This is a genomic window from Chlamydiales bacterium (assembly GCA_031292375.1).
Classification (GTDB): domain Bacteria; phylum Chlamydiota; class Chlamydiia; order Chlamydiales; family VFKH01; genus JARLHF01.
In genome coordinates this window covers 17,006-39,308 of the sequence record JARLHF010000056.1, presented here as the reverse complement: position 1 = coordinate 39,308, position 22,303 = coordinate 17,006, and the positions used below count along the sequence as shown (strand labels likewise).

The 22,303-nt window shown below is 38.1% G+C and carries 20 protein-coding genes; 12 read left to right on the top strand and 8 right to left on the bottom strand.

Annotated elements, in window-relative coordinates:
* Positions 1-84 precede the first annotated feature (84 nt).
* Positions 85-303: a hypothetical protein gene (locus tag P4L16_07250; protein MDR3624916.1), complete on the bottom strand. Its 219-nt coding sequence runs from the start codon at positions 301-303 to the stop codon at positions 85-87.
* Between the two features lie 119 nt (positions 304-422).
* Here P4L16_07250 and P4L16_07245 point away from each other — a divergent pair, with 119 nt between their 5' ends.
* From P4L16_07245 to P4L16_07235, 3 genes are all read left to right on the top strand, one after another.
* Positions 423-596, top strand: a complete 174-nt coding sequence (locus tag P4L16_07245) for a hypothetical protein (GenBank protein MDR3624915.1) — start codon at positions 423-425, stop codon at positions 594-596.
* 18 nt (positions 597-614) lie between these two features.
* On the top strand, positions 615-782 hold the full coding sequence (locus P4L16_07240; GenBank protein ID MDR3624914.1) for a hypothetical protein: 168 nt from the start codon (positions 615-617) through the stop codon (positions 780-782).
* A gap of 61 nt (positions 783-843) precedes the next feature.
* Positions 844-1,017 carry a hypothetical protein gene (locus P4L16_07235; GenBank protein ID MDR3624913.1) on the top strand — a complete coding sequence of 58 codons (174 nt, stop codon included), beginning with the start codon at positions 844-846 and terminating at the stop codon, positions 1,015-1,017.
* On the opposite strand, the gene P4L16_07230 is transcribed toward P4L16_07235, so the two are convergent.
* From P4L16_07230 to tpiA, 5 genes are all read right to left on the bottom strand, one after another.
* Entirely contained in the window at positions 1,007-3,376 is a 2,370-nt protein-coding gene (locus P4L16_07230; GenBank protein MDR3624912.1) for a cation-translocating P-type ATPase, read from the bottom strand. The two genes, P4L16_07235 and P4L16_07230, sit on opposite strands and share 11 nt — an antisense overlap.
* A complete protein-coding gene (locus tag P4L16_07225; GenBank protein MDR3624911.1) occupies positions 3,369-4,964 on the bottom strand; it encodes an HD domain-containing phosphohydrolase in 1,596 nt (531 codons plus the stop codon). Before P4L16_07225 ends, P4L16_07230 begins: the two co-directional genes overlap by 8 nt.
* Positions 4,965-5,055: 91 nt before the next feature.
* Positions 5,056-5,601 carry a peptide deformylase gene (gene def / locus P4L16_07220; protein MDR3624910.1) on the bottom strand — a complete coding sequence of 182 codons (546 nt, stop codon included), beginning with the start codon at positions 5,599-5,601 and terminating at the stop codon, positions 5,056-5,058.
* Between the two features lie 12 nt (positions 5,602-5,613).
* Positions 5,614-5,913, bottom strand: coding sequence for a preprotein translocase subunit SecG (secG, locus tag P4L16_07215; protein MDR3624909.1), 300 nt, complete (start codon positions 5,911-5,913; stop codon positions 5,614-5,616).
* Positions 5,914-5,997: 84 nt separating this feature from the next.
* The gene (gene tpiA, locus P4L16_07210; GenBank protein ID MDR3624908.1) at positions 5,998-6,747 is read right to left on the bottom strand and encodes a triose-phosphate isomerase; all 750 of its coding nucleotides are present in this window, start codon (positions 6,745-6,747) and stop codon (positions 5,998-6,000) included.
* A 67-nt stretch (positions 6,748-6,814) separates the two neighbouring features.
* Here tpiA and xseA point away from each other — a divergent pair, with 67 nt between their 5' ends.
* From xseA to P4L16_07180, 6 genes are all read left to right on the top strand, one after another.
* The gene (gene xseA, locus P4L16_07205; GenBank protein ID MDR3624907.1) at positions 6,815-8,218 is read left to right on the top strand and encodes an exodeoxyribonuclease VII large subunit; all 1,404 of its coding nucleotides are present in this window, start codon (positions 6,815-6,817) and stop codon (positions 8,216-8,218) included.
* A 9-nt stretch (positions 8,219-8,227) separates the two neighbouring features.
* Positions 8,228-8,500: an exodeoxyribonuclease VII small subunit gene (xseB, locus tag P4L16_07200; protein MDR3624906.1), complete on the top strand. Its 273-nt coding sequence runs from the start codon at positions 8,228-8,230 to the stop codon at positions 8,498-8,500.
* An 8-nt stretch (positions 8,501-8,508) separates the two neighbouring features.
* Positions 8,509-10,419, top strand: a complete 1,911-nt coding sequence (locus tag P4L16_07195; GenBank protein ID MDR3624905.1) for a 1-deoxy-D-xylulose-5-phosphate synthase — start codon at positions 8,509-8,511, stop codon at positions 10,417-10,419.
* The gene (locus P4L16_07190; protein MDR3624904.1) at positions 10,416-11,258 is read left to right on the top strand and encodes an NAD(+)/NADH kinase; all 843 of its coding nucleotides are present in this window, start codon (positions 10,416-10,418) and stop codon (positions 11,256-11,258) included. The genes P4L16_07195 and P4L16_07190 overlap by 4 nt, the downstream gene beginning before the upstream one ends.
* Before the next feature lie 71 nt (positions 11,259-11,329).
* Positions 11,330-12,586, top strand: coding sequence for a hypothetical protein (locus P4L16_07185; GenBank protein MDR3624903.1), 1,257 nt, complete (start codon positions 11,330-11,332; stop codon positions 12,584-12,586).
* Between the two features lie 657 nt (positions 12,587-13,243).
* Positions 13,244-14,860 carry a hypothetical protein gene (locus P4L16_07180; GenBank protein MDR3624902.1) on the top strand — a complete coding sequence of 539 codons (1,617 nt, stop codon included), beginning with the start codon at positions 13,244-13,246 and terminating at the stop codon, positions 14,858-14,860.
* Positions 14,861-14,917: 57 nt separating this feature from the next.
* Here the strand turns inward: P4L16_07180 and P4L16_07175 are convergent, their stop codons facing one another.
* Both P4L16_07175 and leuS read right to left on the bottom strand, forming a co-directional pair.
* Positions 14,918-16,201 carry a 3-deoxy-D-manno-octulosonic acid transferase gene (locus tag P4L16_07175; GenBank protein MDR3624901.1) on the bottom strand — a complete coding sequence of 428 codons (1,284 nt, stop codon included), beginning with the start codon at positions 16,199-16,201 and terminating at the stop codon, positions 14,918-14,920.
* Positions 16,202-16,225: 24 nt separating this feature from the next.
* Positions 16,226-18,772, bottom strand: coding sequence for a leucine--tRNA ligase (gene leuS, locus P4L16_07170; protein ID MDR3624900.1), 2,547 nt, complete (start codon positions 18,770-18,772; stop codon positions 16,226-16,228).
* A 113-nt stretch (positions 18,773-18,885) separates the two neighbouring features.
* Here leuS and rnr point away from each other — a divergent pair, with 113 nt between their 5' ends.
* From rnr to P4L16_07155, 3 genes are read left to right on the top strand one after another with little or no spacing between them, the layout of a single operon-like run.
* On the top strand, positions 18,886-21,066 hold the full coding sequence (gene rnr, locus P4L16_07165) for a ribonuclease R (GenBank protein MDR3624899.1): 2,181 nt from the start codon (positions 18,886-18,888) through the stop codon (positions 21,064-21,066).
* Positions 21,063-21,689, top strand: coding sequence for a DUF502 domain-containing protein (locus tag P4L16_07160; protein MDR3624898.1), 627 nt, complete (start codon positions 21,063-21,065; stop codon positions 21,687-21,689). Before rnr ends, P4L16_07160 begins: the two co-directional genes overlap by 4 nt.
* Complete coding sequence (locus tag P4L16_07155; GenBank protein ID MDR3624897.1) at positions 21,686-22,105, top strand: DNA polymerase III subunit chi; 420 nt, start codon at positions 21,686-21,688, stop codon at positions 22,103-22,105. Before P4L16_07160 ends, P4L16_07155 begins: the two co-directional genes overlap by 4 nt.
* Positions 22,106-22,303 lie beyond the last annotated feature (198 nt).

Here is a 22,303-nt window from a genome sequence, read left to right as displayed (position 1 = left end):
TTTGGCAATAAACAAGTAAAAAACGGTGTAGAACGCATCATAAATGATAAATTATAAGTCTCCGTGTCTCCGCGTCTCCGTGTTTTAACTATTCAAGTTATTGATTAGCAGATAGTTGAAAATCGAGCTGGCGTTAAGATAATTCCAAATACGTCCCCATATCCCTTCTTTTCCTACTGTTTTGAGAGTATCACCTTGAATTGTATGCACAATTTTTAAAGATTCATGTCCCTTTTCACCATATCTGGATAGATCTTCAAGCAGCCTATGAAATGTGACTTCATTTTGAAAATGGATAACCATAACAAACCTCTCTATAGCTCATATTTACTGTCATAAACCTATGTTTATTTTATTGCAAAAATATAATTTTATTTATTAAGATACAAATATCGGAAATAATGTTATTTAAAGAGGGTTTTATGACTAAAGACAACAAGAATGAAAAACTTAAAAAAGTAACATCTTTTAAAAAACAGCCAAAAGCCCTAAAGAAAGGGTCTCTAAAGAAAACTTCTGGTGGTGATTCCTCGCTCAATATAGGGCCAATCGAGGAACCCGGATCTTTTGGTGGACAACAACCCAACCACTGGTAAAAAATAAGGAACAATTTTATGAAAAAAGAAACTAATCCCAAAAAAACAATACCCTCTAAAAAACAGCCCAAAGCCCTAAAGAAAGGATCTCTAAAGAAAACTTCTGGTGGTGGCTGTACTCCACCCCCGGATATGGGGCTAGCGGAAATGTTCTCAAAACCTTTTGAGATAGAACCACTTAACTAGTAGCAACCTGAATTTTGGGTTTAAATTACTCAATGTTAATAAGAACATAAGGAACAATTTTATGAAAAAAGAAACTAATCCCAAAAAAACAATATCCTCTAAAAAACAGCCCAAAGCCCTAAAGAAAGGGTCTCTAAAGAAAACTTCTGGGGGAGAGAATTGGGACGCACTTCTACCAGGTTCTAGCTCACCTTCTAGCAGTGGCTTGCCTTCAGTCGGCGAAGTTAATTTCTAAAATTAATTCGCTTAGCGTTGAGGATCACGATTAAGCTACTTGCAACCATCGCACATGCTGCAATGAGCGGAGAAAATATGCCACATATGGCAAGTAAAACGCCTATTATATTGTAAAAAAAAGCCCAAAATGTATTTTGGATAATAATTTTTCTACATTTATTGGCAAGCGCAAAGATCTTGTTGATAACAGATAACTTATTTGTTGCAAGAAAAATGTCGGAGACTTGGACAGATAAATCTGTTGCAGAAAGCATAGAGATACCAACATCTGCAGCAGCAAGAGAAGATGCATCGTTGACACCATCACCTAGCATACAAACTACACGTCCCTCTTTTTGAAAGGACTCTATCATCAAGCGCTTTTGAAGAGGGTTTTGCAATGCATACCATTCCTTGATTTCACAAGCTTTTGCAAGCTTGCAAACAGACTCTTCACTATCACCAGAAATAACTATAACTCTTTTATTTTTTAGCGCGCTTATAACCTGTTTTACGCCATCTCGCAGTTGATCTCCTAAAATGATAACAGCAATGACTCCATTATCATCTGCAAAATATACAGTAGAAATGAGCACATCTTCACATGTTTCTTGCTGATTTAAGGGTATAGATAGCCCATGCTCTTGTAAAAATGTTGAAGAGCCCAAAAGATAGAATTTATTCTCACTCGTATATCCCTTAACACCCCTTCCTATACACTCTTCCATACACAAACAAGTCGATTGTGTTTTTTCAAGAAATGTCGCAATAGCATATGATATGGGATGCATTGAAAAAGAGGATAGTGTCTTAAGATAAGACTTTTCTTCCAAAGAAAGCTTATCTGCTCCACTTAAAACCCTAAATTTCCCTTCCGTTAAAGTCCCTGTCTTATCAAAAACAACAATATCTTCCTTGCCAAGGACGCTCAAAACCAAGCGATTTCGAAGCACAGCGCCCATATCAGCTAATCGATTCGTTAAGAAAGACTCAACAAGAGGTGCTGCAATCCCAATTGCACAAGGACAGGAGATAAGCAGGATAGCAACACCTCTTATAACAGACATTTCAAGCGAATATCCAAGCAACAAAAGCGTTATCACGCATATAAAAGAAATAGACAAAATGCATGGCACAAATAGGCGCACAATCTTGTCTACAAGGGTTTTATTCTCTCTTTTTCTTTCAAAGTCTATTTGAAGTGTATCTATAATTTTTTGATAAAAAGACTCTTCTACTTTTTTACTCACTTCAAAAGCAATCCAGCCACTTTTTAAGATGGACCCTGCCAAAACTATACTTCCAACATTTTTTAAAACAGGTATGGCTTCTCCTGTCATAAAAGATTCATCAACAGATGCAGATCCTTCTATGACAACTCCATCCATGACAATCTTTTCACCAAGTCCCACAACAAGTACATTACCTACTTCAATATCCTTTATAGATACAAATTGCATGCTTTTATCAGGAAAGCGTTTTCTTCCCCTCTTTGGAAAAGAGCGATTAAGTCGATATAGAGCCGATTTGGCAGAAAACTTTGCTTTAGACTCCATTATCTTGCCCCAAAGCACAAAGCTTATAATAGCTGTCATAGAGTCAAAATAAACACGATCGGACCCTTGTAACAGCTGATAAAGCGATAGTACAAACGAAGATAAAATGCCCATTGCAACAAGTGTCTCCATGCCTAAAATGCGAGCCCTTATATTATTTACAAAGCGAAAAAAGATAGGATAAGCACTGTAAAAAAGTACTGGCAGCGACAGTATAAGCGATATCCATCCAAAAAGATGTCCATATTGACTAATATCTACTCCAAAATACTCACTATAAACTGGGTATGAGAGCATCATGATATTTAATGAAGCAAAGCTTGCAACTCCCAAGCGTAAATTAAGAGCTAAAGAGTTCTTTTCTCTTTCCTCTTGATTTAATAGTAAAGGTTTGTAACCAAGAGACGCAATCGATGAAAAAATTTTTTCTTGAGATATTGTTTTAAGATCGTACTCTATTGATGCAAGATCTGTAGAATAATCTACAAAACAGCTTATAATCCCCTTTATACGGCTACAAAAAAGTTGTATAAGTTTTGCACACGCAGGACACCAAAGGCCTGTAACTTCAAAATATAACCTTCTAACATCATGTGAATAGGCTCTATTTTTTTCTACCTCCTCTTGCAGATGAGGATTAGAAATAAGTCCAAGCTCATAGGCTTTTTGAAATTGAGGAGAACTCTCAAAGGTATTTAGGGCATTTTGAGAGGAGAGGATTTGATAAACAACAAGACAGCCTGTACAGCAAAATTCTTTTTCTGCATCAACAAGTGGATATACAGGTAGTGTCAATGAACAAAGTGCGCAAAAATTAGGCAAGGTCTATCTGCTCTGGCAACAAATACTTCTGGGCATACTCTGCATAGACTTTTTTATCAAGAAAGACCTTCCACAGATCCTTGTCAATATGCCCCTCTTCACACATAGAATTTAAAATATTAATAGCTCTCGAAAGGACCATCACATCCTTATAGGGCCGATCGGGTGCTGTAAGTGCTTCAAAAACATCTGATATGGCAAGAATTCTTGCTCGCACAGACATTTGATTTCCTGTAAGTCCCCTTGGATACCCCTTGCCATCTATTCTTTCATGGTGCTTACCTGCAATCTCTGGAACTTCACGCAAGTACTTAGGATAAGGAATCTCACTGAGCATCTTAATTGTCATCACCACATGGTTTTGGATCACCAGACGCTCTTCTGTTGTAAGCGTTCCTTTAACAATGGATAAGTTCTTTACTTCATCATTTGTAAGTAAAGGCTGCACGACACCATTTACATCCTTCCACATAGTAGCAGCAAGCTTTTGAATTCTTTCTAAAGCCTCTGCAGACATACCCTCTTTACCAAAATTTGCAGACTTAATAAAGTTTAAATCATCTTCAAAACCATGTAATTTTTTATTGAGCTCCTCATCTTTTTCAAGGAATTCCAAACCACTTTGGCCCGTTTCTTGCTTTAATTTTGAGCAAAGCGCAAAAACCTCTGCATCTCTTCTTATGATTTCAAAGCGCGCTTCAATAAGCTGAATGCGATCCATGATCGTCTCTAACTTTTTACCCTTCTCTACTACATGTACAGGTGTTGTTACCTTACCACAATCATGTAGCAGTGCTGCAATGTCTAACTCATAAAGTTCTGCATCAGAAAATTTGGTGTCCTTTAAAGGACCCTCTGTAACATTGTTAACAGCATGTGCAAGCATTTGAGCGATAATAGGAACGCGCTTACAGTGTTTACCTGTCACCGGAGACTTTTCGTCAATTGCTTCTGCAAGTACATGCGTCAATGACTCAAACATGATGCGTAGTTCATGAATAAGGCGCTGATTTGTCATCGCAACTGCAGCCTGCGATGCAAGTGAGGCTACCAATTCTTGATTTTCTTGTGTAAAGGGGATAATTGAGCCATTTGTTACATCTTTTGCATTGATAAGCTGAAGAGCACCAATAATATCTGCCTCATGATTTTTAAGAGGCACCGTTAAAAAAGATTGAGAGTGATAGCCTGTTGTAGCATCGAAATTTCTGGTTCCTGAAAAATCAAATCCTTCTGTTTTGTAAGCATCTTGAATGTTGACAATTTGATCATGATTGACAGCATAGGCAACGACATTTTTATCATTTAGAATCCCATCCTTATCTATGAGGGCGATATCTAAAAATTTATCGTGTTCTTTTCCCTCCAAGCGCTCCCAGGAAATGCCAAGAGAATCTGTTCTAACAATTTCAAAGCGCAACTTTTTCTGATCAGTAATTGTGTAAAGAGTACCTCCATCTGCAAAGGTGAGCTCTTTTGCACCGTCGAGTATCTTACCAAGAAGCTTGCGTTTATCTCTCTCTGCTGAAAGAGCAACTCCTATTTCAGTTAATTTTTTTAGCGTTTTAAAAAGATCTTTTTCGCTCATAAACCCTCGTATATTTCACTCCAATAGACTTCTTGCTTAATCTGAGTAATTATGCAAGAAGTCTAATACATGAAGGAAATAAAGATTTAGCTCAACGAAATTTTTTTTTGATTTCTCTAAGGGCGGGATCTAGATGATCCCTCTCTTTTTTGCTCAAGCGATCAATGTAAAGAACACCATTAAGATGATCGTTTTCATGCATGATGCATCTTGCTTCAAGGCCAGAAAAGCGCCTTTTAATCAAGTTGCCATCCAAATCTGTAGCTTCCACATAAATGGCTGCTGGACGAATGACATCTGCTCTAACTTTTGGAATAGATAAGCATCCTTCATTATAAATAAAGAGCTCATCACTTGGCTCAAAAAGAGTAGGATTAATAAAGACTTGTAAATCTGGAAGAATAGGCTCTTTTTTATCGGTACTAGTTGCCTCTTTCTCTTCCTCTTTCTCAATTCTCATGATAAAAAGACGCAAAGAGACACCCACTTGCGGTGCTGCAAGACCTGCACCATTATGTGCTAGCATAACTGCATCCATATCATGCACAAGCCGTCTTATCTCTTCCGTAATTTCTTCTACTGGAATAGCTTTTTTACGAAGGATCGAGTTGCCATAATAAATAAGGGATAGCTTCATAAAAAGATCCCTCTACTCTGTAATTTGATCATCTTCTGTAGTTGGATAGAGGTTTACTGGCTGAGAGCCTCCTCCAATTGCAGAAGTCCAAAATGACAACAAAACACAGCCCAAGAAAAAGAAAAAGGCAAGCCATGCAGTAATTTTTTTGATAACTGTTGCAGTCGATGTACCAAAAAGCGAGCTTCCTGAATCCCCACCAAATGAGGCGCCAAGGCCCATGCTCTTGTTCTCCTGAATCAGGATAACGCCGCAGAGAAGCGCGGAAATCAATACAAAAATCACTAAAGCTAAGTAATAAACAACCATCATAAAATCACCATAATCATCTTTTCAAAGTTTGCAAAGAAGGATAGCAAGAAAAGCCTAATTTAGGCGAACAAAAAACCATTCCTATCAAATATTGATGATATGAGCAAAGGAGGAAGAGTTCAAGGAGGCACCGCCAACGAGTACTCCATCAATATCATGTGTTTTTAGCAGTAAATCAATATTCTCTTCCTTGACAGAGCCGCCATAAAGAATGCATTGTTTGTCTGCAACACTTTGCCCCCACTTATGAGCAATCCATTTTCTGCAAAAATCGTGCACTTTACCAGCTTCTTCCGCGGTAGAAGCAACACCTGTACCTATTGCCCAAATAGGCTCATAGGCAATAAATATAGACTCCATATCCTCTTGTGTTAAATCGAGCAATGTATTTTCAAGAGCCTCTTCCAATATATCTTCTGTCAGCCCCTCTTCCCTCTCATCAAGAGTCTCCCCAATACACACAATAGGCCTTAAACCATGTTTAAGAGATATTTTTATTTTTTTATTGACAAGCGCATGACTTTCTTGAAAGTAATTTCTTCTCTCAGAATGCCCTAGAATCACATACCTTGCACCCGCTTCTTTTACCATCTTGGCAGAAACTTCTCCAGTATAAGCCCCCTCTTCTTCTTCATAAATGTTTTCTGCAGCAACAAATACGTTGGAGCCTTGCGTCATCTGAGATACCGTAAAAATTGCTGTAAAGGGTACTGCAAGGACAATAAGATCACTACTTGACTTTACTTGTGGAAGAAAGTCTGTAACAAAACTTTTTGCATCTACAACTGTTTTGTTCATTTTCCAGTTTCCAATAAACACGTGTTTTTTTGCCACTTTGAGTTCTCCTTCACTAAAACATATAAATGCACTATACTCTAACTGCTTAAAAATTCAAGGTAAAATGTCAAAGCCAATACCCCTCACAGTCTCTCAGCTGACATCTGCAATAAAGGGGCATTTAGAGCCCAGATTTCGAGATACTCTTCTTCAAGGAGAAATTAGCAACTTTAAAGCCCAATCCTCTGGACATCTCTACTTTTCTCTTAAAGACGATCTTTCTCAAATTGCAGCGGTTATGTTTCGTGGTAATACCCTCGGTTTAAACCCACTGCCAAAATCGGGCGATCATGTTATCGTAAAAGGGGAAATTTCTGTGTATGAACCAAGGGGCTCATATCAGATCATTGTAAGGGAGCTCTATTATGTGGGTCTTGGCGCCCTTCTTTTAAAACTTGAACAGCTCAAAATGAAATTACAGCAGATGGGCTGGTTTGATTCTGCAAGAAAAAAACCACTACCCAAGTTTCCAAAGCGCATAGGCGTTATTACAAGTCCAAGCGGGGCTGTAATTCAAGATATTCTTAACGTCCTAACAAGAAGAAATGCAGGCTTTTTTCTCATCTTAAATCCCGTAAAAGTCCAAGGAGAAGGTTCTGCCTTAGAAATCGCAAAAGCAATTGATGACATGAACCGCTATGAACTTGCAGATGTCTTGATTGTGGGAAGAGGTGGCGGCAGCATTGAAGACTTATGGGCGTTTAATGAAGAAGTTGTTGCAGCAAGCATACTTGCAAGCAAAATCCCTGTCATATCTGCAGTTGGTCATGAGAGTGACACCTGTTTATCAGACCTTGTAGCGGACGTAAGAGCGCCTACTCCTTCTGCTGCTGCTGAAATTGTTACCTCTGAAAAAAAGCAGCATGAAGATTTTTTAATTAAAACAAAGAAAAACTTATCTACTGCCCTTTTTTACCTGCTGCGTCACTACAAGCAACGTCTTTTATCCCTTGCAAAGCACCCCCTTCTTACAACGCCCTATTCCATTGTTGGTAAAAATTACCTAAGACTAGATGAACTGCGTGGACTTTTAGATGATACGCTCGAAAAAAATTTGATAAAAAAGCGCAATGCTCTCAATGCATCTACTCACAAGTTAAATAGTTTAAAACCACAAAATGAACTTCTAAGAATAAGACAAAAACTTCATTTTTTAGAGACAAACCTCAACAATAGAGCTCTTCAATCTATTCGCGCTTATCACACGCAATTACCAGGTATTAAAAAAGAAGTTGATCTTTGGTGGAAAAATAGCTTTCACCTAAGAAAAGAGCGATTAAAAGGGGTTGTTTCTAAACTAAGTTCTCTCGACCCAAAAAATCTTTTACGAAAAGGTTATGCGATTCTCTTTTCTGAAAAGGATCAATCCCTTATCATCTCTGCTAAAAATGTTAATACGGGCGATCTCCTCTTTGCAAAACTTGCAGATGGCACACTCTCTCTCATAGTAAACAAGACGAGTAATTAGGACAAATTCATGATAGTTGAAAAACAACCCCTTTCTTTTGAAGAGTCCTTTGTGCGACTTGAAAAAATTTTAGAATCGATCAATTCTGGTGCTTTAAGCCTAGAAGACTCCCTTACCCTCTATGAAGAAGCAGATGCTCTTATAATTGCTTGTAATAAAAAACTTTCTGAGGCAGAAAGAAAAGTGGAGATCCTCATTAAAAATCGTCAAGGAGAGCTTGCACTCGGTGCGGACCAAAAACCCCTGACACAAGAATTTTCTCCTTCTAAAACCTTAATTTAATGGATTACATGCACTATCCCCTACTAGAAAAAATCCATACTTCAAGTGACATCAAAACTTTTTCTTTAAAAGAGTTAGAACTTCTTGCTATAGAAATTAGACAACGCATTATAGAGGTTTTATCTGTCAATGGAGGGCACCTTGCTTCTAACTTGGGGATGGTAGAAATTTCTATAGCCCTTCACAAGGTTTTTAACTCACCAAGCGATAAATTCATATTCGATGTAAGCCATCAAAGCTATCCTCATAAGCTATTAACAGGTAGAAATAAATATTTTCAAGGGATTCGAAAGCACAAAGGGCTTTGCGGCTTTTGTAACCCAAAAGAATCCCCCCACGACCATTTTTATGCAGGACATGCAGGCACTGCACTCTCTCTTGGTCTTGGTACTGCAAAAAATAGGGACTTAACCAAAAGAAAAGAACACATTATCCCCATCGTAGGCGATGCATCTCTTACCTGTGGTCTTACCCTAGAAGCACTCAACAACATCTCCAAAACACTTGGCCGCTTCATTATTATCTTAAATGATAATGCTATGTCTATCTCTAATAACGTAGGTGCCATTACATCCATTTTAAGCCGCATCATCAATAGCCCAGCTTCCAATAAAATTTACAGAGAACTAGAAAGCATCGCATCTAAGATACCTCTTTATGGTGAGCGCATAGCAAAACAGGGAAGCAAAATTACAGAATCTTTGAAAAACTTAGTAAGCCCTGCAGCGTTCTTTGAACAATTTCACTTGTCCTACATAGGCCCTATCGACGGGCACAATCTAAAAGAACTCATAGACCTATTTGAGCTGCTTAAAAATGGCACGAACCCAGTTGTTGTGCATCTCATCACAAAAAAGGGCCAGGGAATGGACCTAGCTGTCAATAATCCCATTACCTATCATGGCGTAAAGCCCTTCAACAGGAACACAGGAGCATTTTTACCTGTAGCATCCACACGTCCTACTTTTCCTAAGCTTTTTGGAAAACATATCTTAAAAATGGCTGAAAACGATCCTAGTGTTGTTTGTGTCACACCTGCAATGTCTGCAGGATCCTGTTTAGATGCCTTTATGGAAAAATTTCCTGAGCGTTGTATCGACGTAGGTATTGCAGAAGGGCATGCTGTCACTTACTGTGGAGGCATTGCTTATGGTGGCAAAATGAAAGTCGTATCTTCCATCTATGCCACATTTTTACAGCGCGCTCTAGACAACCTCTTTCACGATGTTTGTCTGCAAGAACTACCCGTCGTCTTTGCTGTAGACAGAGCAGGTATTTCTGGGCCAGATGGTTCTACACACCATGGTGTGTACGACATAAGCTTTTTAAATGCCATGCCCAATATGGTCATCTGCCAGCCAAGAAATGGTCATGTCTTACTAGAGCTTTTGGAATCCAGCTTTTCTTTTGAAAGACCCACAGCTATTCGCTATCCTAACATGGAAACAGATGAGCCAAATGGCCCCCTGTTAAAGAGAACTCTTGGAACTGCTGAAATCCTCCAAGAGGGTGAAGAGTTTTTAATCATAGCCCTTGGTCATATGTGCCATACTGCAAAAGAAGTTGCATACCTACTTAAAGAAGAGGGCATTCTAGCAACAATTCTCGATCCTGTCTTTGTAAAACCTCTAGATACAGACCTTCTTGTTCGACTTCTAATGACACACAAGTATGTCATTACAATAGAGGAGCACTCCCTTGCTTGTGGCCTTGGCTCTATTATCAACAATTTTCTAGTCTCTTCCAACTTCAACAACATACAAGTGCTCAACTTTGGAATACCAGAGACTTTTGTCTCTCATGGCGGCTATACAGACCTGATTAAAGAGCTTGGCTTAACAGCAAACCAGATTTCTGAGCGCATTTTACATTCCTTTTCTTCAAAAAAACCTCTTGTTAAAGGCCGTATTGCTCCATGATCATTGCACTTTTTCCAAATGTTCACAAAGAACAAGCCTTTGAAATTGCTGTAACCATCAGAGAATTTCTTACTAAAGCAGGAGTTAGCGTCGTAGCTGACGATCTACATGCTAAAACATTAGAAGTGCAGCCCCTCTCTTCTGTCAACATGAAAGATATCAACTTTTTGATATCTATAGGCGGTGATGGCTCTATCTTATCTGTTTTTCATACTCATAAAGATCTCCTTGCACCCGTTTTAGGTGTAAACCTTGGAAGCCTTGGCTTTTTAGCAGACATCCCTCTTCAAAACTTATTTCCAAGCCTACAAGAGCTTTTGAATGGAGAATACACTATCGATAACAGAATTTTTGTGAAGGCAACTACAATTCATAATGAATCAAGCTTTGCTATCAACGATATTGTTGTGCACAGGGCGCGCAACAAAAAGCTTATCGACCTTGCAATCCACGTTGATGGCAAATATTTAAACACTTTTGCAGCAGATGGTGTCATCGTTGCAACACCCAGCGGTTCTACTGCTTACTCACTTGCAGCAGGAGGACCCATCTTAACCCCTGAGCTAGAGGCACTTGTACTAACACCCATCTCCCCTCATACAATTTCAAACCGCCCTATTGTGCTCATGCCCAAACAAGAAATCAGAATACAGTACTTAAGCTGCGAAGAACCCATAGACATCATTTTTGATGGAATTGAGTGCTTTTCTATGAAGCCAAGCGAAATCCTTACTATCACTAAAAGCCAAGAGCATTTTTCTCTTGTTAATCTTCATAGTACAGATTATTTTGCAACACTTCGCACAAAGCTTGACTGGAGAGGACGTTTGCGTCACTAACTAAGATCTTTATATGAATTAAATATTTTTTATTTATACTGAAATTTTAGTAAGAAATTAAGGAGTACAATATGAATACTACAAGCATTAACTCTAGTAAGAATCAGTTGCCTTACTTTATATTCCAAGATAACGACCCTTGGTATTCTAAGCTTTGTAAATATGTTCTACTTCTATTTCAAGCATTTCGCGAAAGCTCTACAATTAACGCATATCTTCCCAATCTTTCTGAGAAAAATATAAGTTGGATAACATCTTCTCAAGCACGTGAACTAGGTGCTGAAAAAATTAGACAAACGAGCAAAAAGTGTTTAGAAGCCCTTAATCCTATAGCATTAAGAACACTGTCGGAAGAGCAGCTCACTGCTTATTTTGAAAATTGTGGCCTTAAACAGCACATGGAAATCTCTTCATCGGGAGATTATGTTCTTAATTATATCCCTATTACAGCTAAACTAGTTGATACATTAACATCTCAACAAATTAAAAAGATAAATCTAATTTACCAACAAAATCGACCTGGGTTTAATCTTACTACGTTTTCTAGAGATACCGTTATAAATGTATTCACGGATGCACAGCTAGAGAATTATTTTAAAGAAGCAGCATATGAGATAGAGAACGGAAAAATAGATCCCACAACCTTCTGGCCTATCTTTAAAAACGATCTTGATCATATTATGACTGTAATGGATTTAAACTACTCTGATATTGCAGAGTGTATACCGCTCGACATGATCTTTACTTTAGCAGATAGCACTATAGAAAGGCACTTTACTCTAATTTATCACCTTAACAACACCATAATCAATACTCTTGATGACAAGTACCTATCAAAAGTAGAATATCTAAATAAACTACCTTCAGTTCTTATAAAAGAACTTAATCAAGACGAGCGACAAAACCCAGCAATTGCTAATGCCCTCTCGCAATCTAAACATGTACAAGGAGGGCGCCGTAGACAAGAGAAAGAACCTATATCACTTAATCTAAACATCGATCCTAAGTTAACTACACCTGAATTTGAATCTGTTGCAAGAATGATCACTGTTGCTATACAAGACGCTTATAGAGACGATACGGGTGTACATGAAGTCAATTATTCAGCTTTTGAGTTTGGAACTAGGTCTGGGTCTATTAGCCTGGGAAGCGATCCAACAAAAAACGAAAAAGCAGATGCAAATAAGAAATTACAGCAGGCTATCAGTACTACTCGACTAGGTCTAAAAGAGAGGGATCCTCGTTTGGCTCGTCATTCTGAAATCTCAAGACTACTTACCGAGCTACTTACTGATACTGATGACTCTCACAGACACTTAGAGACATAAATATTGTCCAGACAGTCTGAAATGCTATAAAGCAGGGCCTTACGCCCTGCAAATCATGCTCTGGGACCACCTAAGGCGGTGCCATAGGTGCAATCAAAGTTCAATCCCCAGGCTGAAAGCCTGGGTTATTGTCCGACCCAAGCACATGGGTTAAAGTGTAACCTATATGCTTGGATCTGACAATAACGCAGGGCTTCACCCTGCAAAATGTTTATGGGCATATCCTAGGGCGTTGCCCCAGGCTTTTATATTCCAGGGCATTCGCCCTGAGAACACAGACATGATTGTAAGTAATATTCAGGCTGAAAACACAGACATGATTGTAAGTAATATTCAGGCTGAAAGCCTGACCTATAAAAGCCTGGGGCATCGCCCCAGGTAAGATCCAGAATGTGATTTGCAGGGTGAAGCCCTGCGTTATAAAAGCCTATGGCATCGCCATAGGTGCAATCAAAGTTCAATCTCCAGGCTGAAAGCCTGGGTTATAGCACTCAAGAAAAACATCTACTACAATGCTTTTATATACAGCATACACGCAAATCTTTTTCATTAAGCAAAATTCCTCATATAAAATTCATATAAAATTCACCTTGCTTTTTTTAAATAAATATTTTAAATATGAATTTATATACTTAAATTTAAAAGAAGACTGCTCTTATGTCAAATATTCATCATGCATCCACTCCCTCCACTCCTCAATGGTCGGATGCGGAATTACAAGGTAACTTATCCAATATTGCAAGCGGCAAAACAGTATGGCTTCGAACTGATTTAGCCCCAACAGATACAAAATGCAAAGGATTCTTAGGAAAAATCAAAGCTTTTTTTTCTCCAGCAGAGAATAAAACTAAAACTCCAGACCTAACACAAGCAAAACAAATGCTGGAAAACGTACAACAACAAGTTTCAAATAGTGAAGATCCTGAGCTAAAAAATACATATATCTTAGCTGTTCAAAAATTTAATGAAACATCCCCTCATAAAGTAGCAATAGCCTCAAAGATACTCGTAGCTACCTCTGATTTTCAAAAACGTCAAGCTCTAACTAAAGCAACAAATGCGCAACAGGCATTGCAAAAAGAGCGTATCCTCTCGCATTCCATCTCTCCTTCTGAACAAAAAAGCACTCCAAAAATACGCGCACAGCTACTTGCAACCGCTCAAAGAGAACCTCCAGAAAAACAAATAGAATTTTTAGAGTCAACTGCTAAAAAATTTGAAGAGGAGCTAGAAACACTTAAACAAGATACACTAGCAATACAGAAAAAAATAGATACAAAAAATAAACTCGAACAGGATTTAGAACACACTTTAGATAAGGCAACAAAAGCACAACTCACACTGCAAGAAGCTACTTATATCACAAAAGGATTCAATCCCCCCAAAGCAAAAGAAAGCATCCGCCAGCAATTATCTAGTCAGGTCTTAAAGAAGCCCCCAGAAGAACAAATAAAACTCTTAGAATTAACAACTAAAACATTTGAAGATGAATTAGAAATACTTAAAAAAAATTACCTTCAAGATACGTTAACAAAAAATCCTACACAACAAGACAAAATAGCAAAGGTCCTTATAGATAAAAACCCTATAGATCAACTTAAAGAACTACAAAAAATTAATGAAAAAACAAGAGCACAAGAAGTAGCTGCTGATGCGAAGAAACAGGCTGCTACTAGAAAGTCACAAAATAAAGTAGAAGCTTCACCCGAATCTACCCCGCCCAAGCCAATAACTCAACCAACGCCAATACAACCCCCAAGACCACGCTCAGCACCAACAATACAGGAACCTCGATTTAAACATGACACAACTGTAGAACAAGCACGGCTACAAAAAAACAAGCAAGAAGAAAATCAAAAATTAGAAGAAGCTCTTGTGATTGCATATAGTGAATTGTTAGAGCTAAAAGAAGAAACTTCCTCTAGGATACGTGGAAAGACTCCAGAAGATATTATTTTGCAGCGTATAACAACAAAACAAAATGAAAATCCAAACTTACAACAATTAGATATCTTAAAGGCCGTACAAGCAGATCTTAAAGCCGAAACAGAAAGAATATTTAACGAGACTCTTGCTAAAGCCATTGCCACACGTAAAGAACTAAAAAAGGCTCAAAATCCTACTGTATCCGAATCCGATGAAAAAATAAAAATTCAAATTTTTAGAGAGACTGTTCCTATTTCCATTTCTACTTCTACCGAGTCTAGAGGCAAAAGGCTAATCGCGTTAATAAAACAGGATAATGAAAAGATCCAAAAGCTTAAGGGTAAATAAACCTTTTAGACTAGAACCTTCTTTTTCTAGTCTTTCGCGGTTGCGAGTACGCAGCGGTTAAGGAAGAATCTGCCTGATTTCTTCCCACGTTTTGTCAGTTGCACCTTTGGCTTCCTCAAAAATTTCTTTTCCGTGCCGACCCATTCTATCCATCAACTCCTTATCAGAGAAAAGGTGCACAATCGTGTCTGCAAGCGCATCAATGGGCACTTGAGTACTTGCTCCCTTCTGTTTTAAAAGCTCATTCAAGTTTTTTTGAGCATAAACATAGGGGCCATAAATAACAGGTTTTCCATACCAAGAGGGCTCTAAAAGATTGTGTCCCCCTATCCTTGAAGTGTAGCTACCAGCAACAATTGCAAGGTCTCCTAGCTGATAAAGCTTTCTTAATACCCCCATTGCATCAACAAGAAGAAGATGTGTCATCTTATCAAATTTTTCTTCTCTGCTCCAAAGGGCAAAAGAAACTTTTTGTTTTCTTAAAATAGCTTCTACTGCCCTGCAGCGCTCTGGGTGTCTTGGCACCAAAAACACTTTAAGCTCTGGCATTTTTTTCCAAACTTTTTTTAGCTGACTCAATAAAAGTTTCTCTTCAGGGTCATGGCTAGAACCAATAACAAGAATTTTATCATTTTGCTCTATTCCAAGCTTTTCTTTCCAGCTTGCAAGTTCCTCTTTTGAAGCCTCAGCATAAGTGTCATCTAGTTTTAAATTACCCGTTACTATCAAATGATCCGGTGGTATTGCCAAATTAATAAAACGCTTTCTGTAAGCTTCACTTTGCACGCAAACAAGATCAAGAGACTGAAACAAAGGCGCTGTAAACCAGGGCAGCATGCGATATCTCTTTAAAGAGCGCCTTGAAATTTTTCCATTGACGACAACAATTTTTGCACCACAATCCTTTGCTGCATCTTGAAAATGAAACCAAAAATCTGTTTCTGTAAGAATGACAAGATCTGGCTTTACCTGCTGTACGATAGGCCTTATGATATAGGGTAGATCAAAGGGTAAAAAGAGATGATAATCTGCTTCTTTTATCGATTTTAGAGCCTCATCATGACCTGTTTCTGTGATATTAGAAAATACGATGATAGCGTCTGGAAGGCTTTTTTTCATCTTCTTGACAAGAGGTGCAACTGCGCTAGTCTCTCCTACAGATACCGCATGAACCCATATTAAAAAGCGTCCCTGCTTGTCAATCTGTGGAAAATGCTTACCCATTCTACAAGAAAAGCTCTTTTGATACTTTCTATAACGTATGCGTCCATAAAGAAATGAAGGAATCATCAAGAGAGCAAAAAGATGCAAAGCAATTGTATACACAACAGAAAAAAACATAACTCAAAACTCAGGTTTATACTTTCAGATTACTAGATTAAGAAGCTTTCCAGGGATAAAAATAACTTTTTTTATCTCTTCGGTTAAATATTTACTAATATGAGGATGTTTTTTTGCAAGCTCTAATATTTCTTCTTCGCTTTGATTTTTTGGCAATTCAAAGCGCCCTCTAAGCCTACCATTTACCTGCACAACGTAAGTAGCCGTATCATCATAAAGCATGTTTACATCCACTTCTGGGATAGGCACAAAGGCAATACTTTCCTTTTTTCCAAAATGATGCCAGATTTCTTCTGCAAGGTGGGGTGCAAAGGGTGCAAGTACCTGCGTTGCCATTAAAACAATCTCTTTTGGATACAACTCAAGCTTTGTAAATTCATTGATAAATTCCATCATCTTGGAAATGGCCGTATTAAACTGTAGAGCTTCAATATCTGAAGATACTCCATAAATAAGTCTATGCCCTAATTTACTTGCTGCAATAGAACTTGAATCTCTTACTTTTTCAGAAAAGGCCATATCGTGAAACCTTGTCAAAAAACGCTTAGCACCATTGACAGCATCCGTATTCCATATTTTCTCTTTTTCTAATGGGCCCATAAACATTTCATAGATTCTTAAAGCATCTGCCCCAAATTCTTCAATGATCTCATCGGGCGTAATGCCATTTAATTTCGACTTAGACATCTTCTCTAGCTGGCTACGCAATTCTTCTTGAGTCTTTTTATGATAATACTTGCCATCTCTTTCTATGACATCTTCTGGTTCAACATAAGCGCCGCCCTCTCTTTGATAAGACCTAGATATCAAAAGACCTTGGTTTCTGAGTGCTTTAAAAGGCTCTTTTGTCGTTACACATTTTGTATCGAAGAGAACTTTGTGCCAAAAACGCGCATAGAGAAGATGCAAGACCGCATGCTCTGCTCCTCCTACATAAAGATCTACAGGCATCCAGTACTGCTCAGATACATGGCTCCATGCTTCATTTTCATTATGCGGATCACAAAAACGCAAATAGTACCAACAAGATCCTGCCCACTGAGGCATAACGTTGGACTCACGAAAAGCTTTTTTTCCTGTTTTTACATCAAAAAGTTCTATCCAAGAAGTCTCTTTTGAAAGAGGACTTTTACCATCCAAGCTGGGTTTATAATCATGTACTTGAGGAGGGCAAAGGGGTAATTCATCGACATCTAAGACTCTTTTTGTTCCATCTTCAAAATGTAAAATAGGAAATGGCTCTCCCCAGTAGCGCTGGCGAGAAAAAAGCCAGTCGCGCAATTTGTAGCTTACAGTGTATTTTCCAAGTCCTTTTTCTTCTAAGTAGCGTATCATACACGTCTTTGCTGAGTCGATATCAAGACCATTCAAAGAGATTTCGGAAGATGCACTATTACAAAGCGTACCCTCTTTTTGCCAACACAAATTTCCCATTAAGATTTGCATCTTATCTTCTTTTGTCAAATCCTCTGAAATAGGCTCAATAACAGGTTGAATAGGAAGGCCATACTGCTTTGCAAAAGCAAAATCACGCTCATCATGCGCAGGCACTGCCATAATAGCGCCCGTTCCATAGCTCATGAGCACATAATCAGAAATCCAGATAGGCATATCTCTACCAGTAACCACATTTTTTACATATGCTCCTGTGAATACCCCACTTTTCTCTTTTGCAAGCTCTGTTCTTTCCAAATCACTCTTACTTGCGCACATCTTTTGATATGCAGTAACTGCTGCTTTATACTCTTTGCTTACAATGCTTTCAAGAAGAGGGTGCTCCGGAGCAAGCACCATATATGTAGCTCCAAATAACGTATCGGGCCGTGTTGTAAATACTTGAATAGGGGCTTTTGTTATATTTTCCTTAAAAGTAATAGAGGCCCCTTGGCTTTTTCCAATCCAATTTCTTTGCAGACGCTTTAAACCCTCTGGCCAATCCAACTCATCTAGATCTTCAAGAAGACGCTCTGCATAAGCTGTAATTTTTAAAACCCACTGTCTTAAAGGTCTTCTTTCAACTAAATGCCCCCCATCTTTAGATCGTCCATTTTCAATTTCCTCATTAGAAAGAGCAGTGCCAAGAGCCGGACAATAATTGACCAACAACTCAGCCTCATAAGCCAAACCTTGCTGATAAAGTATAGAAAAAATCCACTGTGTCCATTTGTAGTAACTTGCATCACTTGTTGCAACTTCTCTATCCCAATCATAACTAAACCCAAGAGATTGCAACTGGCGCCTGTATGTATCAATATTAGTTTTTGTAGTAATTGCAGGATGTGTTCCTGTTCTTATTGCATATTGCTCTGCAGGAAGACCAAAACTATCCCATCCCATAGGATGCAAGACATTAAAACCTTTTTGCCTTTTATAGCGCGCCACAATATCTGTTGCTGTATAACCCACAACATGTCCCACATGAAGACCTGCCCCCGATGGATAGGGGAACATGTCTAAAATATAATATTTAGGCTTGCTAGAATCAACATCCACCTTAAACGTCTTATTCTCTTTCCAGTAGTGTTGCCATTTTTTTTCGATGTTTATGTGATCAAAACAAGATCGTTCCATAATGCCTATTATCTCTTTTAAGTTTTAGGAGTTACAAGATACCAAATTTTCCCTCTTTAATTCTATGAATAATCTCTGCTATGATGAGGGTATAATCAAAAACTTAGTGAGATATGCCTAAAAATAGTACCGCGAAATCCAAAAAATCTGTAAAAATTTTTCAAAATTATTTAACTCTTATTTGCCAATTTTTAGGTGGAAGAAGTTATAAACCTCTCTATCAAGAGGAGCTCAGTGAAAGACTGAGCGTTCCTCCTGTTCACCATGATTTATTCCACAAAGCACTAAATACTCTTATAAGAGAGGGAAAAATCACCTTAAAAGAAAAAAGGTATCTTCTCTGTGCATCAGATGCCAAAATTGTCACGGGAATTCTTCGTATGCATCCGCGCGGCTTTGGCTTTCTACAGCCCGATGATCCCATACAATTTTCAGAAGACATCTTTATACCCAAACACCTTACAAAAAATGCAGTAGATGGCGATTCTGTAGAAGTCCTTATCAATGAAGAATCAAAATCGGAAAAAGGACCCGAGGGAAAAGTTTTTTCTATACTCAAAAGAAGCCGTACACACATTGCTGGAACCGTATGGCATATCAGTGAAAAGGGAGAAGTTTTAGTTCATGTACCTCTTTTTGGAGCTTCAAAAAAAGTAACAGTTACCCCCATCGATGAAAGAGAGCTTCAAATAGGCGATAGACTTATTATGAAAGTTCTTGATTGGGGATCAGAAAATAGTGCAACACACTGCGAAATGTCTCACTACATCGGCCACATATCCGATCCATCTTGTGATGTTAGAGCATCCATTGAAGAATTTGACTTGCGCTCCGATTTTCCAAGCACTGTCGTTCAAGAAGCTAAATTATTTGGCAGTAAAGTATCAGCAAAAGATATAAAATCAAGAACAGATTTGCGCTCATTAGAATGCTTTACAATAGATCCAGACACTGCAAAAGACTTTGATGATGCACTTTCTTTGAATAGAGATGAAAATGGAAACTATCACCTAGGCGTTCATATTGCTGATGTCTCACACTATGTAAAACCTGGAACTGCCCTCGATAATGAAGCCAAACTTCGCTGCAATTCAACTTATTTTCCAGGCTTTTGCTTGCCTATGCTACCCCATGAACTCTCTTCTGAACTTTGCAGCTTAAAAGCGCATGTCAATAGGCTCACTCTTTCCGTTATGATGAGCTTTGATCCTCAAGGAGATCTTCTTCATTACAAGATCTTTCGAAGTGTCATTAAAAGTTCTAAACGCTTTACTTATAAGCAAGCAAAACAAGTTCTCGATGGTAAAACCAAAAGCAAGTTTGCACCTACCCTACAACTTATGGTAGAGCTTTGCCACCTACTAAAGAAAAAACGCTATGAAAGGGGAAGTATCGAGTTCTCACTGCCCGAAGTTATCATAAAAATTGATGAAAAAGGCGATCCTACAGGATTTGAGCGTATCGAATATGATATCACACACCAGTTAGTAGAAGAGTTTATGCTCAAGGCCAATGAAACTGTTGCAACCTATCTTTCCGAAAAAGGTGAAAAACTTACCTACAGAGTTCATGACCAACCCGCAGAAGAAAGTTTAAAAGAATTTGCAACTCTTGCAAGAGCATTTGGCTTTCATTTGCCCTCAAAACCCACGACACACGACTTTCAAAAACTATTCGACAAGGCAGCAAGTACAATTTATGCAACCCAACTAGCAACAAGTTTTATTAGAAGCATGAAACTTGCCTACTACTCTCCAACCAATGGAGGACACTATGGACTGAGCCTTGAGTACTATTGTCATTTTACAAGCCCCATTCGACGCTACGTCGACTTGGTTGTCCACCGTATTGTGTGCGGGGATACACATGAATTAGAAAGTCTTTCTATGACTTGTCATGGCTGCTCTGAGCAAGAAAGGATAAGCGCTAAGGCAGAGCAATCCACAACCCTCTTAAAGAAACTGCGCTATCTAAAAAAACTCTACGAAGAAGATCCAACACGCAAATATCAAGCTGTTGTAACCCGCATCAAAAATATGGGTCTTATTTTTGATATCACAGACCTTATGATGGATAGCTTTTTACATATTTCAGAGCTTGAAGATGACTATTTCGTTTATGATGAAGATCGACTTATACTTCGCGGATCTAGAACTGGAAAAGAGTATTCCTGCGGCAAAAAAATCGAAGTTGTAGTGACCCATCTTGACTTTATTACACTCGAGAGTAAATGGGCGCTTGCATTAAATAATCAAAATAAGCGCTCCAGAAAAGAAAAAAGGTCTAAGAAATGAAAAAGTCTTTTATAACAGGTCTTGTTATCTTACTTCCCTTAGCAGTAACAATTGCCATTATCATTTTCATCATCAATTTTCTTACAGAACCCTTTATGGGCATTGCAAGGTCAGCGCTCAGCCATTTTAACATATCAAGCGGAGATACCCTTTTAGAATACGTAAGTCAAGTTTTAATTATCATTATCCTTTTTTCTTTAGTTGTTTTAATTGGGTTTTGTGCACGCATGTTTTTTATTCATGCATTAATTCGCTTTAGTGACTTTATTCTGCTACGAATACCCTTTATTAATTCCCTTTACAAAGCTCTTCAAGAAATTATTCGAACACTTTTTCACTCCTCGGCTAAATCTTTTAAACAAGTAGCTCTTGTCCCCTTTCCAAACAAAGATTCTTACACATTAGGGCTTGTAACGGGTGATGGACTTGACATATGCAAAAAAGCCCTTAATCGAGATTTAATTACCATATATGTCCCAACAACTCCCAACCCAACTTCTGGCTATCTGCTCATGTTTAAAACAGAAGAAGTTGTCTTCATCGATATGAAGGTAGAAGATGCTCTCAAATACATCATCTCTTGCGGTGTTGTTGGCAAAGAAACAGAAATGCCCCGTTCATGAAAGATACAAACTTTATTTTTACAACAGTTACAACAAATGCAAATAAACTTACAGCTGTCTGCAATATAGCTAAAACTTGTTTTACAAAAAAAGAAAAACTTTTAATCCTTGTGCAAGACCAAAAAGCGGCAGAATTTATCGATGAGCTTTTATGGCGTATACCAGAAGAGAGCTTTCTTCCCCACTGCATCAGTGATTCTGAATGCAATGAGCCTGTTGTAATTACTACTTTTCCAAAAAATGTAAATCAGGCATCTATTCTTTTAAATTTATCTTCCAAAACAAATAATCTTGCAGATCCTTTTCAAATTATCTATGAACTTATGGATATGACTTCAAAAGAAAGACATGCTCTTTCACAAGAAAAGCTTAAAATCTATCAAGAGATGGGCTACAACGTACGCATTATCTGCTGAATAAACCTCTCCTCTTCCATTCTTTATTTGCCAAAAATACTGAAGATAAGGTCATTAACAACTAATATACACAAGCCAATTCCTGAACTTGTTTGTATATAAATAAAAACCACAACTATTATATAGTTATAATAAAAACGATTGTTTTAGTTAATATGTAATTACAAATAATATCGATTTAATATAATATTCCCCGTT

Coding starts and splice junctions, on each gene's coding strand:
- P4L16_07250 (MDR3624916.1), bottom strand. CDS start 303: ATGGTTATCCATTTTCAAAATGAAGTCACATTTCATAGGCTGCTTGAA.
- P4L16_07245 (MDR3624915.1), top strand. CDS start 423: ATGACTAAAGACAACAAGAATGAAAAACTTAAAAAAGTAACATCTTTT.
- P4L16_07240 (MDR3624914.1), top strand. CDS start 615: ATGAAAAAAGAAACTAATCCCAAAAAAACAATACCCTCTAAAAAACAG.
- P4L16_07235 (MDR3624913.1), top strand. CDS start 844: ATGAAAAAAGAAACTAATCCCAAAAAAACAATATCCTCTAAAAAACAG.
- P4L16_07225 (MDR3624911.1), bottom strand. CDS start 4,964: ATGAGCGAAAAAGATCTTTTTAAAACGCTAAAAAAATTAACTGAAATA.
- def (MDR3624910.1), bottom strand. CDS start 5,601: ATGAAGCTATCCCTTATTTATTATGGCAACTCGATCCTTCGTAAAAAA.
- secG (MDR3624909.1), bottom strand. CDS start 5,913: ATGATGGTTGTTTATTACTTAGCTTTAGTGATTTTTGTATTGATTTCC.
- xseA (MDR3624907.1), top strand. CDS start 6,815: ATGTCAAAGCCAATACCCCTCACAGTCTCTCAGCTGACATCTGCAATA.
- xseB (MDR3624906.1), top strand. CDS start 8,228: ATGATAGTTGAAAAACAACCCCTTTCTTTTGAAGAGTCCTTTGTGCGA.
- P4L16_07195 (MDR3624905.1), top strand. CDS start 8,509: ATGCACTATCCCCTACTAGAAAAAATCCATACTTCAAGTGACATCAAA.
- P4L16_07190 (MDR3624904.1), top strand. CDS start 10,416: ATGATCATTGCACTTTTTCCAAATGTTCACAAAGAACAAGCCTTTGAA.
- P4L16_07185 (MDR3624903.1), top strand. CDS start 11,330: ATGAATACTACAAGCATTAACTCTAGTAAGAATCAGTTGCCTTACTTT.
- P4L16_07180 (MDR3624902.1), top strand. CDS start 13,244: ATGTCAAATATTCATCATGCATCCACTCCCTCCACTCCTCAATGGTCG.
- P4L16_07175 (MDR3624901.1), bottom strand. CDS start 16,201: ATGTTTTTTTCTGTTGTGTATACAATTGCTTTGCATCTTTTTGCTCTC.
- leuS (MDR3624900.1), bottom strand. CDS start 18,772: ATGGAACGATCTTGTTTTGATCACATAAACATCGAAAAAAAATGGCAA.
- rnr (MDR3624899.1), top strand. CDS start 18,886: ATGCCTAAAAATAGTACCGCGAAATCCAAAAAATCTGTAAAAATTTTT.
- P4L16_07160 (MDR3624898.1), top strand. CDS start 21,063: ATGAAAAAGTCTTTTATAACAGGTCTTGTTATCTTACTTCCCTTAGCA.
- P4L16_07155 (MDR3624897.1), top strand. CDS start 21,686: ATGAAAGATACAAACTTTATTTTTACAACAGTTACAACAAATGCAAAT.